The organism is Gilvimarinus polysaccharolyticus, assembly GCF_001187555.1.
Lineage (GTDB): Bacteria > Pseudomonadota > Gammaproteobacteria > Pseudomonadales > Cellvibrionaceae > Gilvimarinus > Gilvimarinus polysaccharolyticus.
In genome coordinates this window covers 901,599-919,419 of sequence record NZ_LFIJ01000001.1, presented here as the reverse complement: position 1 = coordinate 919,419, position 17,821 = coordinate 901,599, and the positions used below count along the sequence as shown (strand labels likewise).

At 48.1% G+C, this 17,821-nt stretch carries 12 protein-coding genes and 1 tRNA gene; 2 read left to right on the top strand and 11 right to left on the bottom strand.

What is annotated here, in order from left to right; genetic code table 11:
• Positions 1-13: 13 nt before the first annotated feature.
• Positions 14-1,864, bottom strand: a complete 1,851-nt coding sequence (locus GILYN3_RS03840) for an extracellular solute-binding protein (RefSeq protein WP_084005074.1) — start codon at positions 1,862-1,864, stop codon at positions 14-16.
• Between the two features lie 333 nt (positions 1,865-2,197).
• On the opposite strand from GILYN3_RS03840, the gene GILYN3_RS03835 reads away from it, so the two are divergent.
• Positions 2,198-2,824, top strand: a complete 627-nt coding sequence (locus GILYN3_RS03835) for a histidine kinase (RefSeq protein WP_084005262.1) — start codon at positions 2,198-2,200, stop codon at positions 2,822-2,824.
• An 18-nt stretch (positions 2,825-2,842) separates the two neighbouring features.
• Complete coding sequence (locus GILYN3_RS03830; RefSeq protein ID WP_049721629.1) at positions 2,843-3,808, top strand: sensor domain-containing diguanylate cyclase; 966 nt, start codon at positions 2,843-2,845, stop codon at positions 3,806-3,808.
• Positions 3,809-3,949: 141 nt separating this feature from the next.
• On the opposite strand, the gene GILYN3_RS03825 is transcribed toward GILYN3_RS03830, so the two are convergent.
• The 10 genes from GILYN3_RS03825 to fadB all read right to left on the bottom strand — a co-directional run bounded on the left by GILYN3_RS03825 (position 3,950) and on the right by fadB (position 17,819).
• Complete coding sequence (locus tag GILYN3_RS03825) at positions 3,950-5,815, bottom strand: SurA N-terminal domain-containing protein (protein WP_049721628.1); 1,866 nt, start codon at positions 5,813-5,815, stop codon at positions 3,950-3,952.
• Between the two features lie 131 nt (positions 5,816-5,946).
• Positions 5,947-6,219 carry an HU family DNA-binding protein gene (locus GILYN3_RS03820; RefSeq protein ID WP_049721627.1) on the bottom strand — a complete coding sequence of 91 codons (273 nt, stop codon included), beginning with the start codon at positions 6,217-6,219 and terminating at the stop codon, positions 5,947-5,949.
• 289 nt (positions 6,220-6,508) lie between these two features.
• The gene (gene lon / locus GILYN3_RS03815) at positions 6,509-8,923 is read right to left on the bottom strand and encodes an endopeptidase La (RefSeq protein WP_049721626.1); all 2,415 of its coding nucleotides are present in this window, start codon (positions 8,921-8,923) and stop codon (positions 6,509-6,511) included.
• Between the two features lie 190 nt (positions 8,924-9,113).
• Positions 9,114-10,415, bottom strand: coding sequence for an ATP-dependent Clp protease ATP-binding subunit ClpX (gene clpX, locus GILYN3_RS03810; protein WP_049721625.1), 1,302 nt, complete (start codon positions 10,413-10,415; stop codon positions 9,114-9,116).
• Positions 10,416-10,522: 107 nt separating this feature from the next.
• Entirely contained in the window at positions 10,523-11,158 is a 636-nt protein-coding gene (gene clpP / locus GILYN3_RS03805; RefSeq protein ID WP_049721624.1) for an ATP-dependent Clp endopeptidase proteolytic subunit ClpP, read from the bottom strand.
• Between the two features lie 170 nt (positions 11,159-11,328).
• Positions 11,329-12,642 (bottom strand): trigger factor, encoded by a 1,314-nt coding sequence (gene tig / locus GILYN3_RS03800; protein ID WP_049721623.1) that lies wholly within the window; start codon positions 12,640-12,642, stop codon positions 11,329-11,331.
• 82 nt (positions 12,643-12,724) lie between these two features.
• Positions 12,725-12,809 (bottom strand) — tRNA-Leu (locus GILYN3_RS03795).
• A gap of 141 nt (positions 12,810-12,950) precedes the next feature.
• A complete protein-coding gene (locus GILYN3_RS03790) occupies positions 12,951-14,309 on the bottom strand; it encodes a hypothetical protein (protein WP_049721622.1) in 1,359 nt (452 codons plus the stop codon).
• 128 nt (positions 14,310-14,437) lie between these two features.
• Positions 14,438-15,637, bottom strand: coding sequence for an acetyl-CoA C-acyltransferase FadA (gene fadA / locus GILYN3_RS03785; protein WP_269745921.1), 1,200 nt, complete (start codon positions 15,635-15,637; stop codon positions 14,438-14,440).
• Positions 15,638-15,647: 10 nt separating this feature from the next.
• Complete coding sequence (fadB, locus tag GILYN3_RS03780; RefSeq protein WP_198147273.1) at positions 15,648-17,819, bottom strand: fatty acid oxidation complex subunit alpha FadB; 2,172 nt, start codon at positions 17,817-17,819, stop codon at positions 15,648-15,650.
• Positions 17,820-17,821: the final 2 nt, after the last annotated feature.

Genomic DNA, 17,821 nt, shown 5'->3' with positions numbered 1-17,821 from the left:
TCTAAAACACATATTAATCAGACCGCTTACCTAGCAACTTAGCCTTGTCTGCATCATACCACCAGCTATCGATACCGATACTGTATTTGGGCCTTACTGCGGGACGTGAGAACTTATTCCAGTGAGCAATTCGGAAGCTTTTGGAATGCCACTGAGGAATGACGTAAAAATTCCATAAAGCAACACGATCAAACGCGTGGCCCAGAGCCAAAAGGCGCTCTTCATCTTGCTGCGACGCTTCAATTGCCTCTACCAATTCATCGATTACGGGGTCACTCACACCAGCCTGATTATACGTGGACTCTATATAATCCGAATGCCAGGCGAGCTTCATACTAGCGGATGGATACGGCTGAGCTCTATACCCTTGAGGGGTCATATCAAAATCGCGTGAACGCAAACGATTAAGGTATTGGGACGAATCCACCATTCGAATGCTAAGCTCTATACCAATCCGTTCAAGATTACTCTTAAGGGGGAGCACGACTCGCTCCATTGTTGGCGAGTAAAGTAACATTTCAAAAACAAAGGGAGCGCCAGTTTTAGCATTGACCAGCTTTTGGTCTTTAAGCTCCCAGCCCGCCGCTTTAAATAAACCTAGCGCTTGACGCATCTCAGTGCGAATATTGCCGTCCCCTTTAGTTTTATTAGGCTGCCAAATATCGCCAAAAACCTCTGCAGGCAACTGATCTTTATACTTAGAAAGTATTTCTAGCTCTAAGCCTTCGGGCTTACCTTGCGCTTTATAAGGCGTATTTTCAAAATAACTGCTGTTACGGGTATAGGACGAGTAAAACAAGTTTTTATTAAGCCACTCAAAGTCCAATAAGTAATTTAACGCTTCACGAACACGACGGTCTTTAAACTGTTCACGCTGGGTATTGAAAACAAACGCCTGCATAGGCTGAGGAATTTCATGCTGCAACTCCTCTTTTATAATTTTACCGCTCTTAATGGCAGGAACGTTGTAACCTTCTGCCCACTGCCTGGCAACATTCTCTCGTCTAAAATCAAACTCACCCGCCTTAAATGCCTCTAGCGCCACAGTGTCGTCACGATAATAATCGTAGCGAATTCGTTTAAAATTTTGCAAGCCTTTACGGCTTGGCAAATTGGCCGCCCAATAGTTGTCAATTAACTCATAGGTGGCAGACTGACCCATTTTATAATCAACCACTTTATAAGCTCCACTGCCTAACGGTGGTTCGTTTAATGGTTCACTAAAATCACGCTCAGCCCAATATTGCTTAGGCAAAATCTTAAAGCTCGCCAACGCAGAGATGTAATCTCGATTGCTTTCAGCGAAAGTAAATCTAACTTTATGTGGGGTAACTGCAGTCGCACTCTTAACGTCTTTGTAGTAATTTTTAACAAAAGCAACACCCTGCTGCATAAATTTGTTAAAAGTAAAAACAACATCCGCTGCGGTTATCGATGCACCATCTTGAAATCGAGCCTTAGGATTTAAATTGAACTCAACCCAGGTGTAATCATCTGGATACTCAAGACTCATAGCAATAAGCGGGTAAATAACCCCTATTTCATCCTCACTTGGGGTCATCAATGAGTCATAAAACGCTTCACTGTTAATCTCGGCATCACCGCGAGAAGTGTAACGATTAAAACTGTCATAAGTACCCGTCGTCGACAAGACCAACTCTCCCCCCTTGGGCGCATCGGGATTCACATAATCAAAATGAGTAAAGTCGGCTGGATATTTTGGCTCGCCATGATCGGCAAAGGCGTGAGATTTAATCACTTTAACGTGGATCGGCTCACTGGCAGTATCGGCCGCCTGCGCAGTACAGGCCAGAAGACTTAAGACCAGCGAGGCTATCACGCTTACAGGGACAGGGAATTTCATTGACACTTCTCCGTACTCAATTTCGTACCGTTTATGCGATGGAGTCAAACCCACTAAGACTAATAGGCACCCAGCAATTGCTGGTTGGACAACACCACCGCAGTATTGTTAGACGTTAATGAACGACTTGTTTAACGCGCTAAACCAGCCAAAGCGCGGATGAGTGTAGCGAGGCGGCGAGGCGCTGACAATAGTGCAGTACAGGTTAGCCAAACTGCTAAGCAATTACGCCCATAAGACAGACAGTACGCCGCATAAATGCTAATATTAATTGGTCGGTAGCCGTGTGGGCTACCTGTAATAATGCGGCAACACGATAAAAAGACCCAAAACATGACGGCTAACCTCCTAACCGAAGACCAGCGTGACTGCTTACAAGAAATAGCCAATGTCGCCATGGGACAATCGGCCGATCACTTGGCGCGGTTATTGGACGTTTTTGTCGTTCTCTCCATCCCCAGCGTTAGCCTGCTCACCCCTAATGATATCTCCATGATGCTGCAATCGCTGCGCGGCGAAAGCGAAAGCGGTGATAGCCAAGAGCTTACCGGCGTCTGCCAAGGCTTTATTGGGGGCGGTATCGCCGGCGAAGCACTGCTGATTTTTAATGGCACCGATTACCGCGACTTAGCGACCCTGCTGCGCTACGATGCTAATGCTGGCGCTAATGATCGCAGTGAACTGCTCATGGATACCACCAATGTCTTGGGTGGCGCCTGCTTACACAGTCTTGCCAAGCAACTGGACACACAGTTTAGCCTTGGCCCCCCTATTTTACTGGGCCAGCACTTTGATCTAACAGAGAGCCTTAAAAATCGTGAGATTAACTGGCACAACGCTCTTGTTATCGAAATTAATTACACTATTGAAGATCATAAAGTAAACTGCGATTTATTACTGGTTATCAGTGAAAACTGTATTGATGGCCTATTAGAAAAGCTCAACTATTTAATCGAATAAAAGCGCAACGGGCGATCTATGGTCGAAACAACCGATGATTTGAGCCACTTTCTCAAGGACGTTCACTGGCTTTTAGACATTCTACAGAATATCGATATTGGCTTGGTCGTGCTTGATGCCAACTACAATGTAGCTCTGTGGAACCAATTTATGCAAAACCACAGCGGCAAAGCTCCGGAACATGTGTTGGGCAACAGCCTCTTTGGAATCTTCCCCGAATTATCTGAAGATTGGTTTAGACGTAAAGCCGAACCGGTTTTTGTATTGCACAGCGCGGCTTTTACCACTTGGGAGCAACGCCCATACTTATTTCGGTTTCCGCATTATCGCCCAATAACGGGCGGTGCCAGCCACATGTATCAAAACACCACCATTATTCCTCTGATCAATACTCATGGCGAGGTAGAGCACGTTTGCCTTATCGTCTATGACGTTACCGACAGCGCGATGAATAAGTTGGCGCAAATTGAGGCAAACAACCGCCTAAAAGGCGTTAGTCGTATCGATCACCTGACCAAACTGTTTAACCGCGGCTACTGGGAGCACTGCTTAACACAGGAATATAAACGCTTTGATCGCTATCACATCCCCTGCTCACTGGTACTGTTTGATATCGACCACTTCAAGGTGGTGAATGATACCTACGGCCACACCGTAGGTGATGATGTTATTCGCTGTGTAAGCGACTGTCTGCGCGCTCAACTACGCGAGACTGATATTGCTGGACGTTATGGGGGGGAGGAGTTTGGCGTTATTTTGACCAATACCGATACCGCAGGGGCCTTGGAGTTTGCAGAACGCTTACGCAAAGCGGTAGAGGATGAGGCTGTGGCAACCGCGACCTCTGATGTTAAAATTACTATTAGCCTTGGCGTCAAACAACTAGACAGCGCCGTTGACTCGACTCAAAACTGGCTAGAGTGCGCCGATAAGGCGCTGTATTACTGCAAAGAACACGGCCGTAACTGCTCCCACGCGGAATAAAATTTACTTAACTTCCGCCAAACAGCGTCAAGTTAATTAGTCACGCTCTCTTAATAAAACAATATGAAGGAACATTAAGCACAAAAAAACCGACCTAAAAGGTCGGTTTTTTTGTGTCTAGAAACGACGTTAATTAGTTACTTATTTACGCTCAATGTCAGCAGTTTCCTCTAGATACTGCTGAAAAGAAGCAAAATCAGCCGCACCTAACAAACTTGCCAGACTCTGACTCGCGGCATTTTTTTGTGCCTCCGGCATTTCATCTTGGGGCAAATTAATAGCACTTAGGGTCACTACCGAGTACTCACCGTTAGCACCAAACCCTGCAACACTAGGCTTATCCGCTTGTGGACGCGCCATACTAAAGGCAAACTCCACAACCGCACGAGACTGCTCCATATCACCGCGCTCGATACCCTTGAGTGCTGTAACCTCAAGCCCTTCGGCATCAGCCAGCTCGGCAAGCTCAGCCCCCTCTGTCAGGCGCTGCTGCAATGCTTGGCCTTTTTCGGCCAGTAATGTGGCGGCTTTTTGTTCGCGCAGAGTAATAATGATGTCATCTTTAACGTTTGCCAGTGGCTCAACAAAGCTCGGCTTATGGGCGATTTTCTTCACCACCACCACACGGTCCGGAGCTAACTCAAGAACCTCACTCGCATTGCCATGAGTTAGCACTTCTTCGCTAAATGCCGCGGCTGCAACTGCGGGGAAAGCACTGATACCGCTACCACCTTGACGAGAAAAAGGTTCACTTTGGGCAACACTGATATCCAGCTGCTCAGCAACACTAGCAAGGCTTTCTGCATTGTAAGAGAGGTCTTCAAGCTGGTCTAGCAGCTCGATAAAGCGCGACTCGGCCGCACTGCGCTTCGCTTGCGCGGCCAATAGCTCTTTTTGCTCTTCAAAGCTGGTGGGCTCGCCGCCAGTTTCATCCAATAATTTAATAAAATGTATGCCAGCATCAGTACTCACCGGACCCGACACTTCACCAACGGTCAAATCAGCCAAGGCGTCCTCAAAATCATCAGGAAAAGCATCACCGGTAGAAATCCCAAGATCACCACCGTTGCCTTTTGAGCCCAGATCGCTTGAATACTCGGCAGCCAGTGTCGCAAAATCTTCGTTGTTGTCGATCTTGGTTTGCAACTCCGCAAGCAACTCATCGCTAGGGTCTTCTAATAGTATATGAGCAGCATGACGCTCTACCGAAGGAGTGAAATCTTCAATATTCTGCTCGTACTGCTTGCGCAGCTCAGCATCATCAATTGCTTCATCTGAAGCCAGCTGCTCTACACTCAGATCAATGTACTCAACCGTAACCGTTTCCGGGACTGTAAAACGCTCAACATTTTCTTGATGGTACTGCGCCACCTCGGCGTCAGTTACATCAATACCCGCCATCAAGACTTCGGCACTAAAAGTGACAAAGCTGAAGTCGCGAGTTTGATAATTCAACTCAATCAAGTGCTGCAGCTCGGGCTCAGTAACAAAATTACTGCCCGACACACCACTCGCCAACTGATTAACCGTTAAATCACGAATTAACTCACGCTTATAAGAAGCTGGCGTGTAGGCCAACATTCTTAACGATTGCTGATAGCGATTAGGGTCAAATTTTCCGTCAATATCCTGAAAAGCAGGAATTGAGGTAATTACGTTATTTAAACGTGCATCGGACACCGTCATATCGGCATTGGCGGCTGCTTGGGTTAGCAGGGTACGACGTACAAGGTTCTCAATGGCCGGCTCACGGAGGTTCTCATTGCTGAGAAAAGACTCGGGCACGGACTCACCAAAACGACTGCGCAGCTGTTGTTTTTGTTGCTCGATAGCTCGGGCAACTTCGGTCTCGGTGATTTCTTGACCGTTAATTGTCATTACCGTTTGCGTGTTATTAGCGCTAGAGAACAAAGCCTCGGCACCAGAGAGAGCAAAGATAATAACCAGTAAACCAACTAAGATACCGGCGACAACTCCTTTAGAGTTATCACGCATTGTTTGTAGCATGTCCAGCTCCTGAACGAGGGGGCAATTTTTATGTCTTTACACAAAAAAGGCGCATCGTGGATGCGCCTTTTAAACGTTAATGCTTTATTTTAAAACACTAACGTGGCTACTAGATAGATCTATAGCTGAGCTTAATTAACGGCGTCTTTCAAAGCCTTGCCGGCTTTAAAGCTAGGCACTTTTGCCGCAGCGATTTGGATTTCGGCACCGGTTTGCGGGTTACGACCAACACGAGCGGCACGATCTTTTACAGAAAAGGTACCAAAACCTACCAGCACAACTTGCTCACCTTTTTTTAGTGAGTCGGTAACGCCATCAACAACAGCGTCTAGTGCGCGACCTGCAGCAGCTTTAGAGATATCCGCAGATGCGGCGATGGCTTCGATCAGCTCAGTTTTATTCACGTTAAACCCCTTTAATAAATTTCTAGACCTAGTGTTTATAATTATGCAGTGCTTGAATGATGATTGGCATAAACTACCCACCTAACCCAGTACCGCACCAGCACTTATATTGAACTGCGATTTATACCAACTGGCTCGGGTTGGGTCAAGGCTGGGCTGCGACAATCGCAATAAGTATCTCAGTTTTGCCTGCTATTTGAACAAAAAGACCGCCTCCAGCCAGAGGCGGCTTTATCTGCGAACGATTCGAGTTACTCAAAGTAACAAGTACCCAAAACCGCCTGACAACCTAATGCGTGTTAATTCGGTTGCTGTTATCGGACTGTTCTGCCTTCTGTTCAAGCGCTTGATACTCTGCATCACTCAGCGGTTTAGGGGTATGCTGCAAGGCAATCTGCAGCACCTCATCGATCCATTTAACGGGGCATATGTTTAAATCAGCCTTAATGTTATCTGGAATTTCTTTAAGGTCGCGCTCGTTATCTGCTGGAATGATCACCGTTTTTATACCGCCTCGATGAGCGGCCAGCAGCTTCTCTTTTAAGCCACCAATACGTAACACCTCACCTCGCAAGGTAATTTCACCAGTCATGGCCACATCGGCCTTTACTGGTATCGATGTTAATACCGAAACCAATGCCGTGCACATCCCCACCCCGGCGCTCGGACCATCTTTTGGGGTCGCCCCTTCTGGTACGTGGATATGAATATCCATTTTTTCATGATAATCCGGCGCTACACCCAACACCTGAGCGCGCGATCGCACCACAGTCAAGGCAGCCTGGATAGACTCTTGCATCACATCGCCTAACGAGCCGGTTTTAATCACCCGTCCCTTGCCTTTAACCGCGGTGGATTCGATCGTGAGAAGCTCGCCACCCACCTGAGTCCAAGCGAGACCTGTCACCTGACCAATCTGATCGTCGTTTTCGGCGCGACCATAGTCAAACTTACGCACACCGAGCAAGTCCTCTAAAGTATCTAGTGTTATCGTATCGGCGCCCTTGCTGGCCTTTCTGACGTGACTGGTAACCACTTTACGGGCCAGCTTGGCCACTTCACGGTCAAGCCCGCGCACCCCAGCTTCGCGGGTGTAATGACGAATAATGTCGAGAATAACCTCATCCTCAACCAACATTTCCCCCTCTTTTAAGCCGTTGGCTTTAATTTGCTTAGGGATCAGATATTTTTTAGCGATATTTAGCTTTTCGTCTTCGGTATAACCCGGAATTCGAATCACTTCCATTCGGTCCAACAAAGGACCTGGAATATTCATCGAATTTGAGGTGCAGACAAACATAACGTCCGAGAGATCGTAGTCGACCTCAAGATAGTGATCGTTAAAATGGCTGTTTTGCTCAGGATCAAGTACTTCGAGCAGTGCAGAGGCTGGATCGCCACGACTATCCATACCCATCTTGTCGATTTCATCAAGTAAAAACAGCGGGTTTTTAACCCCTGCTTTGGCCATTTTTTGCACCAACTTACCCGGCAAAGAACCAATATAGGTACGGCGATGGCCGCGTATTTCAGCCTCATCTCGTACGCCACCTAAGGCCATACGCACAAATTTACGGTTAGTCGCACGAGCAATAGACTCGCCCAACGAGGTTTTACCAACACCGGGAGGCCCCACCAAGCACAAGATTGGGCCTTTAATCTTCTTCACCCGCTTCTGTACCGCAAGATACTCCAATATCCGCTCTTTGACCTCTTCGAGGCCGTGGTGATCTTTTTCAAGCACAGCCTCGGCGCGGGCTAGGTCATGCCGCACCTTGCTACATTTTTTCCATGGAACCTTAATCATCCAATCGATGTAGCTACGCAGCACTGATGCCTCAGCCGACATCGGTGACATCATTTTTAGCTTGCCAAGTTCGGCCCGGGTTTTCTCTTGAGCCTCATCAGACATACCGCTATCGGCTATCTTTTGCTCTAACTCATCAACCTCATTGAGCTCTTCTCCCATCTCGCCCAGCTCTTTCTGAATCGCTTTCATTTGCTCATTCAGATAATACTCACGCTGGCTTTTCTCCATCTGTTTTTTAACGCGACCACGGATCTTCTTTTCGACCTGCAATAAATCGATCTGCCCGTCCATCAACTTAAGCAAGCTCTCAATTCGCTCGCGTACACTAATAAGCTCCAGGACGGCCTGTTTTTGCTCAAGCTCAAGCGCCATATGCGCTGCTACGGTATCGGCAAAACGACTAGGGTCGTCAATGCCACTGAGCGAACTCATGACCTCTGATGACACCTTGCGTGACAAGCTGACATACTGCTCAAAATGATCCCGCGCAGTTTTAATTAATGCATCTGCCGCATCGCTTGGCAACGCCTCTTCAGTGAACACACTAACCGCGACACGATAATGACCACTTTCCTCTTCGGCATTTTCAATCGCAACTCTTTCGCCCCCTTCAACCAACACCTTTACTGTGCCGTCAGGCAACTTTAGCAACTGTAAAATAGTGGCAAGGGTGCCAATTTTGTATAGCTCGCTGGGCGCAGGATCATCATCACTAGGACTTTTTTGCGCCACTAGGACAATCTGCTTATCGGCACGCATCGCGCTTTCAAGCGCCTCGATGGATTTTTGCCGGCCGACAAACAGGGGTATCACCATGTGCGGATAGACTACGACATCCCGCAACGGCAACAAGGGTAAATCGGAGTACTTTGATACTTGCTCATTCTGGTCCATAGAGACCCCCTAATGGTCTGAATGCACGGGCTGAATTAGCCTTTACTTCATAAGATTGGGGTCGTACAGAAGAAATTACAAGATAGGATAGGAGAAAAACGCAAAAAGGGTACTAAAAGTACCCTTTTTGCGTTTTTTTACAGCAATAGTGCTTAAAAAGCAGCCTTAACAATCGCAGGAGCGCTTAACCTCAATCTTCTGAAGCCGCTTTGCTGGGAAGCTGTTCTTGATTTTCGTAGACTAATAAAGGCTCAGATTCTCCCTTAATAACACTCTCATCAACAACCACCTTTTTAACATTTTCTTCCGATGGAATGCGGTACATAGTGTCAAGCAGCACTGACTCCATAATAGAGCGCAATCCACGAGCACCCGTTTTACGCTCCATGGCTTTTTTGGCTACAGCCTCAAGCGCATCACGACGGAAGTCTAGCTCTACGCCTTCCATATCAAATAGACGCTGATACTGCTTGGTCAAAGCATTTTTAGGCGCCGCCAAGATTTCAACCAAAGCCTCAGTATCAAGCTCATCAAGAGTCGCAATGACCGGCAGACGGCCGACGAACTCAGGAATCAGGCCATAGCGCACCAAATCTTCCGGCTCGAGATCGTGCAAGGTGTCGCCAAAGCTTTTGTCGTCATTCTTGCTTTTCACTTCGGCGCCAAAGCCAATACCGCCGCGCTCAGAGCGCTCGCGAATGACCTTATCAAGACCGGCAAATGCACCGCCACAAACAAACAGAATATTGCTGGTATCGACCTGCAAAAACTCTTGCTGAGGATGCTTACGCCCACCTTGAGGTGGTACAGAGGCGACGGTACCTTCAATAAGCTTCAACAGCGCTTGCTGTACGCCCTCACCAGAAACATCGCGGGTTATTGATGGGTTGTCTGATTTACGAGAGATCTTATCAATCTCATCGATATAGACGATCCCCTGCTGCGCCTTCTCGACATCGTAGTCGCACTTTTGCAGCAGCTTTTGAATAATGTTTTCAACGTCTTCCCCGACATAACCTGCCTCGGTAAGAGTTGTTGCATCAGCGATAGTAAACGGCACATTAAGCAGTCGCGCTAAGGTCTCAGCCAGTAGCGTCTTACCACTACCCGTTGGCCCCACCAGCAAAATATTACTTTTACCAAGCTCTACGACGTCTTTATCTCCACCTTTGGCACCACCGACACGCAAGCGCTTATAATGGTTATATACTGCTACGGCCAGTACTTTTTTAGCCCGTTTCTGGCCAATAACGTACTGATCGAGGATGCCTGAAATTTCTGCCGGCTTAGGCAGTTTTTCAGACTGGCCTTCGACGGCAGCCTCTTGGATTTCTTCGCGAATAATGTCATTGCACAGGTCAACGCACTCATCACATATAAATACAGACGGCCCCGCAATAAGCTTACGGACCTCATGCTGACTTTTACCGCAAAACGAGCAATACAGTAGTTTACCGTTTTTATCGCCGCTATCACCGGTGTGATCGGTCATTAAACCACTCCATTCTTAAACTATGGGGTAAAGATGCAGTCTTTACCCTAAATATTCAAGCCCTCTGACTAATTTGTCTAGAGAGCTGCAACCATTGCTGGGATGAATTAAGACGCAACCCGACTCGACAACACAGAATCGACTAAGCCGTACTGTTTCGCCTCATCGGCCGACATAAACTTGTCGCGCTCAGTATCCAGCTCTATTTGTTCTAATGTTTGACCTGTGTGATCGGCCAAAATTTGATTCAAGCGCGAGCGAATCTTAAGTATCTCTTGCGCCTGAATATGAATGTCCGACGCCTGCCCTTGCGCACCGCCGCTAGGCTGGTGAATCATAACTCGAGAGTTTGGCAGACAAAAACGTTTATCTTTAGCACCGGCAGCCAATAAAAAGGCGCCCATTGAACAAGCCTGCCCCATACACATGGTACTCACATCCGGCTTGATAAACTGCATGGTGTCATAAATAGACATTCCAGCTGTTACCGATCCGCCTGGGGAATTAATGTATAAGTGGATATCTTTATCTGGGTTTTCAGCCTCAAGAAACAATAGCTGTGCACATACCAGATTAGCCATGTAATCTTCTACTTGGCCGGTTAAGAAAATAACACGCTCTTTTAGTAGCCGTGAATATATATCGTACGAACGCTCTCCTCGAGCTGTTTGCTCGACGACCATCGGCACCAAGCCGTTGCTGGTGATCTCTTGTGCACTACGATCTGATTGCGGGTAGGACATTGTGCTTCATACCTTCTTCTGAAATATCACAAATACGGCATTAAAGCCGTGATTAAACTGAGATAGTGGGAGCTTAACCTGTGACGGAGCTGTTTGCCAGCGCCGTAAAAGAATTGATAGAGGGAGTGGCCGCGAAACGAGCGTTTCGCGGCATTTTTGTTCAAAAAGCGTTATTTATCAGTTTTAGGCTGCATAATTTCATCGTAAGTTGAGGTTGTTTCGGTAACCTCAGCCTTCTCGAGAATATACTCAACCACTTGATCTTCAAGCACTGCCGATTCAACACCTGCCAACATTTGACGCTGACTGTAATAGTAATCGATAACCTCTTGAGGCTCTTCGTAAGTACTGGCAATTTCTTCAACCATACCACGAACAGCTTTGGCATCAGGTTTGATCTTTGCTGACTTAACAACTTCACCAACAATCAAGCCTAGTGCAACACGACGCTTAGCTTCTTCTTCAAACATGGTGTCTGGCAGCATAGATTTTGCATCAAAGCCTTTAGGCTGTTGACCAAAACGCTGCATCATTTGGTTGCGCAACACATCAATTTCATTGCCAACCAATGCTTTAGGCAGCTCAACCTCATGACTTTCGATCAACTGATCCATCACTTGAGATTTAACTTTGCCTTTTAGCGCATTTTTTAACTCGCGCTCCATGTTTGCCTTAACTTCTTTCTGAAAGGCTTTAATGCCACCCTTTTCTAAACCAAAGGTCTGGAAAAAAGGCTTCTTCAATTCCGGTAAGGTCTGCTCTGACACAGTGTTTACTTTGATAGCAAACTCTACTGCAGCACCCTTTAAATCTTCTGACTGATAATCTTCTGGAAAGGTAACCTTAATGGTTTTTTCATCACCAGCCTTCATGCCGACAATGCCATCTTCAAAGCCAGGGATCATGGAGTTAGAACCTAACACCAAGTTGTGACCCTGAGCTTTACCGCCGTCAAACTCTTCGCCATCTTTGGTGCCAGTAAAATCAATATTTACCTGGTCGCCATCAGCGGCAGCACGATCAACAACTTCAAAGGTTGCTTGATGCTTGCGCAGCGTTTCGATCATATTATCGATGTCTTCATCGGTAATATCAGCTGACTCACGAGTCACTTTAAAGCCCGCAACATCACCCAAGGTAACCTCAGGGTAAACCTCAAAGGTTGCCACAAACTCTAAATCTTTGCCTTCACCCATTTGCTTGGGCTGAATGCTTGGCTGGCCGGCAGGTTTCACGTCTTCTTTTTGTGCAGCTTCGTAGAAAGAGCGGCTAATAACCTCTCCCACTACTTCTTGGCGAACACCAGCACCGTAGCGCTGTTTAACAACTTTCATAGGAACCTTGCCCTTACGAAAGCCATTAATGCGAATATTTTTAGCGGCATCTTTAAGACGCTTTTCAATTTCGCCTTCTACTGTGTCGGCGGGTACACCGATCGTCAGGCGACGCTCTAGGCCAGAAGTCGTTTCGATTGAAACCTGCATATTTTCCTCGTGAAATAACGTCGATGGCTCTCACATCGGTTAAATCATGCCATCGCATGCAATGGCACAACTCTCTTTTGTATGGTGCGGTCGGAGAGACTCGAACTCTCACACCTTGCGGCACCAGAACCTAAATCTGGCGTGTCTACCAATTTCACCACGACCGCGTCGCCCAAAGGCGCATCCTGCAACTTACTATAATTGGCGCAAGCCCTTGATTTTCATCTGAAAAACCAAAAAAGCGGCAACTCTGCTGCGAGAAGGGTGGTGATTCTGCCACAGTACTCGACGAGGTTCAACAAGCGAATTCAATCAATTGCGTTTTTTGGTCGTGCAAGTAAGGTTACAGCCCCTTTTTCGAGCCGAATTAAGGTGCCCGAGCACGCATTAGCGGGTATCAGCATCGCTTGCTCGGCGCCAAGCAAATGCTGGCCAAGCGCTTGCTGCCCTGTTACCGCCATTATTAACTGATAACTGCTTGCCCCCGCCAAATCAAACTCACAGGCGTTAACCGCTCGCAAACGCCACACCTCAAAATCATCAAAATCGACTATTTGCTCAGATACCAGCTCGAGACCGTCACTAGCCGCCCCCGAAAATTTTGCCGGCGAAGGACAAGTAACATTAATTTTCGCCAGCGCTGCATCGGTATCCCACTCGGACTGAGTTAATACCTTTTGCGCGAACGCTAAAATTTTACGTTCATATACTGGCGTTTGAAATTCAACTGTGCGGACACCATGCAATAACGAATGCGGCGTGTAACAAGGCACCTTAACAACATCCCCTACCGCTAACGGCAAGACCTGTACAAAACTGTCCATATATTGACGGCGACGCTGCTCTTCTTGCTGTAACGACGACTCAATATAATGCAACCAATGGCGCAGCTGTAAAGGACTAGCCGGAGCATTAACATCCAGCCCCTCAGCTTGCTTTATTGTGTCGAGCTTCGCATCGATTTGACGCCGTACCTGCTCATAACGGGACACTGCATCCCTATAAGAGGCTTTAAAATCTTCGTCTGTACTAAATTCGGCGCGCTTAGCGGGACAAAAACCAAATCGAATACCACCCTCACCTGTTGGCCAAGCTTTGGGGTCCACATGGGTAACCACGTACACCTCTTGCTTGCGCTCATGCATCTCGAAATATAAGTCGCCAAACACTTCGTCGGGCAACGGATCGAGAACTTTTAACAGGGTTAATGCCGCAGGCTTGCCATTGGCAAAGCGTTCGGGTAACAAAGATAACAACCAAGGTAAAGGGGTGCTTAACTCTTCATTACCAACCCCCGCTTGGCCACGAACCTCTATACCGGTATACCAAATTTCACGCCCCCATGGCTTTGGTATAACCACTGGAACCAGGGCGACTCCCGCCGCTAAATCGAGTACCGGAGCCGCAAGAACTTGTGCGAGATGCGCCAAGCTCGCACTACTAGGCCAATCTTGCACCGCCTCTAATGTGCCCTTGGTGGCACGACAAATAACTCCTTGCAAGTTATTAGCTGTGCCACTAATCACGGCCAGTAACGATTCCGTTTTTGGCTCAGACAAATAGTAAGCATCATGCTCAAATTGCAGCGCCAGCAATTCGCCGGCACTCAATTGATGGCTGGTATCAGCTAAAAAAGCATCGAGGCTTAGAGCGGCATAAATTTTCAAGATACAACAGTCCCAACCGGCTTATTGGTTAAAGTTTATAAAAAATTGCGTCGATGTTTATACAAAAAATATGCTCAATAGCAACAGCGTATTCTAACAATGTCGAGCCGCCTACACCGCAACAATATTTAAACTCGCTCGATCACAGTTGCTATTCCCTGCCCCAACCCAATACACATAGTAGCAAGCCCAATGGATGCATCCTTTGATTCAAGCACAGTTAGCAACGAACCTGTTATACGAGTACCAGAGCAACCAAAAGGATGCCCCAAGGCTATCGCACCACCGTGAACATTAACCCGCTCATCCATTTGCGCCAACAAACCTAAATCTTTTAATACCGGTAACGCTTGCGCGGCAAATGCCTCATTAAGCTCGACATAATCAATATCGGCGGCCGTGAGTCCCGCCGTCTTTAGAGCTTTTTGACTGGCGGGGACCGGGCCATAACCCATTATAGACGGATCAACCCCAGCGATCGCTTGTGAACGAATCCGCGCTCGAGGCGTTAACCCAAGACTTGCGGCACGCTCGGCCGACATAACCAACATCGCCGAGGCGCCATCGGACAATTGTGATGAACTACCCGCCGTTACCTTGCCATTTACCGGATCGAATACCGGCTTAAGTGCCGCCAATCCTTCTAGGGTTGTCTCAGCACGAATTGTTTCATCTTCGCTAATCATGGCCGGCCCGCCATCGGCCGCATGGCCAGCCACAGCAATAATTTCACGGGCAAACTGACCGTTACTACGGGCTTGATCAGCCAACTGGTGTGAGCGCAATGAGAACTTATCCATTGCCTCGCGCCCTATACCGTGCAGCTGGGCCAGATACTCGGCGGTTAAACCCATATTGCCGGCCGCCTTAGCAACGCTTAACCCTAACAGCGGATTGGGATCCATCGCTTCATACATTGGCAAGTGTCCCAAATGCTCTACCCCGCCCACTAGATATACATCACCCAAACCAGCTCGTATATTGGCGCTGGCCGAATGCAAAGCCGCCATAGATGAACCGCACAGCCGATTAACCGTTTGCGCAGGAATTGAGTGATCCAACCCAGCCAATAAAACAATATAGCGCGCAATATTAAACGCCTGCTCTTCGCGCTGCAGCACACAGCCCCAAATTAAATCGTCAATCTCGGCAGGATCAAGTGCACTGTTACGAGCCAACAGGCCACGCACCAACGCCGCCGAAATATCATCGGCGCGCGAGTGGCGAAAGCAACCGTTTTTTGAGCGGCCCATCGCGCTACGCGCGAAATCGACAATCACCGGGTCTCTTGGCTGTAAGCGTGATGATGAAACGGATTGTTTAGTCACCGGAGCCTCCTTAATGTGCAGCATCAGTTGCGGGGGAATTTTCAGCTTGCGCATAAAAACTTGCGCCATTTTCAGCCAACTCTAACAACATGGGCTCGGCTTGATACAAAGGCCCACATTGACTTAGCGCGCTCAGATTTTCACAGAATTGGCGCACCCCAACGCTATCGACCCAACGCAACACGCCACCTCGATGAGCGGGAAAACCCAAACCATAAATCATCGCCATATCAGCCTCAGAAACAGATCCGACAATATCGTCTTGCAGAGTGCGGCAAAGCTCATTTACCAAAGGCGCCATCATCCGCAATACAATCATGTCATCATCGAGCTGGCTGGCCGATGTAGCATGCAATAATTGCATGGCATCTTCGTTGACTGTTTTTTGCGGCCGGCCACGTTTATCTTTTGTATAACAGTAAAAACCTTTGCCACCTTTCTGCCCTAGTAAGCCGGCTTTATACAACCGTGCCGTCGGTGAAGGTTGAGCTCGGCCCATACGCTCAGGAAATGCCTCTGCCATGGTTACCTCAGCATGCTCGGCAGTGTCCAGACCGACAACATCGAGCAAATGTGCAGGCCCCATCGGCCATCCCCAACGCACCATAACAGCATCGATATGAGTAAAATCCACACCGTCATCAAGCAACGCGGCAAAGCCCGCAAAATATGCAAACAAGACTCGATTCACCAAAAAGCCGGCACAATCGTTCACCACTATCGCTTTTTTACCCAGCGCTGTCGCGCACTCAACCGCGCGCGCGACAGTATCATCTGATGTTTTAGCGCCGCGAATCACCTCGACTAACGGCATAGCATGTACCGGGTTAAAAAAGTGTAGACCACAAAACTGCTCGGGACGTTTTAACGCCGTGGCCAACTCGGTAATTGAGATGGTTGAGGTATTAGAACTCAATACCGCAGTCTCGGGCAGCTGTGCCTCCACTTCGGCCAATACTGCCTTTTTAACGCCACTATTTTCCACCACCGCCTCGACCGTTACATCGGCCGAGCCTAGTGGTTGATAATTTAGCGTCGCCTGAATACGCGTTAACGCCTCAGCCATACCGGCCGCAGACATCTTGCCTTTATCGACGCGCCGGCCCAGTACTTTCGCCGCCTCTTTTAAACCTAAATCTATTCCTTGCTGATTAATATCTTTAAGCACCACCGGCAAACCTTTAAGCGCCGACTGACAAGCGATGCCGCCACCCATGATCCCGGCACCCACCACCGCCAGCTTCGCTGTCTTAACAGACGCTTGCGCCTTCCAAGCTCGGGCTTTTTTAGAGACGACTTGGTCGGCAATAAACAATCCACTTAGCGCTTTTGCTGTATCGGTTTTGGCGACCTCGATAAAATAAGCAAGTTCAGCTCTAGCGGCCTCGGCCGCCGACTTTGTCGCACCCTCACGAATTGCCGCCAGCGCAGCCAGTGGCGCCGGATAATGCCGTCCAGCTTGATGACCGATCAGCGCTTTAGCTGACTCAAAAGCGAGCCCCGATTCAACTTGGTTTAGCTTCAGCGGTTGAGTTTTTTGCAGGCGACGCAACTCATAGTCCATTTCACCTAAGGCACAACGCTGCAGCAGCGCCAGCGCGCAATCTCGCAGCTGGTCCAATTCGACGACAGCGTCAAGTACGTGGGTTTTTAACCCTTCGCTAGCCTTTGCTTCTTTACCCGAGGCAATCCACTCGAGCGCCGTATCCAAACCAGCTACCCGAGGCAAACGTACAGTACCGCCCCAGCCGGGAATTATGCCTAAACGAGTTTCAGGCAAACCAATACGAGCCGCAGTATCGGCAATACGATAATCGCACGCCAACGCCAACTCTAAACCACCGCCTAGTGCGAGCTTATTAATCACTGCGACAGTCGCAAATGGCAATGCTTGCAAGCGTTCAAAGTTTTTTATATTAGGAGTTAAATGTTCGGCGATAGCATCGGCGCCCGACGAGAACACGGCGGAAAACTCATTGATATCAGCGCCGGCCAAAAAAGAGTCTTTACCGCTGACAATCATCAAGCCTGAAAGCTCTGCCTGCTCAAGTACATCCAACGCGCGGCTAAACTCTTCTATCGCTTTACGGCTAAACACATTGACAGGAGAACCAGGGGTGTCGAATTCCAGTTGCGCAAAACCGTCGCGACTGGTTAGAGTAAGAATATCACCTTGAAACATAA

Bases quoted from the DNA above. Each gene is read 5' to 3' on its own strand.
- lon (WP_049721626.1), bottom strand. From the start codon at position 8,923: ATGGACCAGAATGAGCAAGTATCAAAGTACTCCGATTTACCCTTGTTG.
- clpP (WP_049721624.1), bottom strand. From the start codon at position 11,158: ATGTCCTACCCGCAATCAGATCGTAGTGCACAAGAGATCACCAGCAAC.
- GILYN3_RS03835 (WP_084005262.1), top strand. From the start codon at position 2,198: ATGACGGCTAACCTCCTAACCGAAGACCAGCGTGACTGCTTACAAGAA.
- clpX (WP_049721625.1), bottom strand. From the start codon at position 10,415: ATGACCGATCACACCGGTGATAGCGGCGATAAAAACGGTAAACTACTG.
- GILYN3_RS03840 (WP_084005074.1), bottom strand. From the start codon at position 1,864: ATGAAATTCCCTGTCCCTGTAAGCGTGATAGCCTCGCTGGTCTTAAGT.
- fadB (WP_198147273.1), bottom strand. From the start codon at position 17,819: ATGTTTCAAGGTGATATTCTTACTCTAACCAGTCGCGACGGTTTTGCG.
- tig (WP_049721623.1), bottom strand. From the start codon at position 12,642: ATGCAGGTTTCAATCGAAACGACTTCTGGCCTAGAGCGTCGCCTGACG.
- GILYN3_RS03830 (WP_049721629.1), top strand. From the start codon at position 2,843: ATGGTCGAAACAACCGATGATTTGAGCCACTTTCTCAAGGACGTTCAC.
- GILYN3_RS03825 (WP_049721628.1), bottom strand. From the start codon at position 5,815: ATGCTACAAACAATGCGTGATAACTCTAAAGGAGTTGTCGCCGGTATC.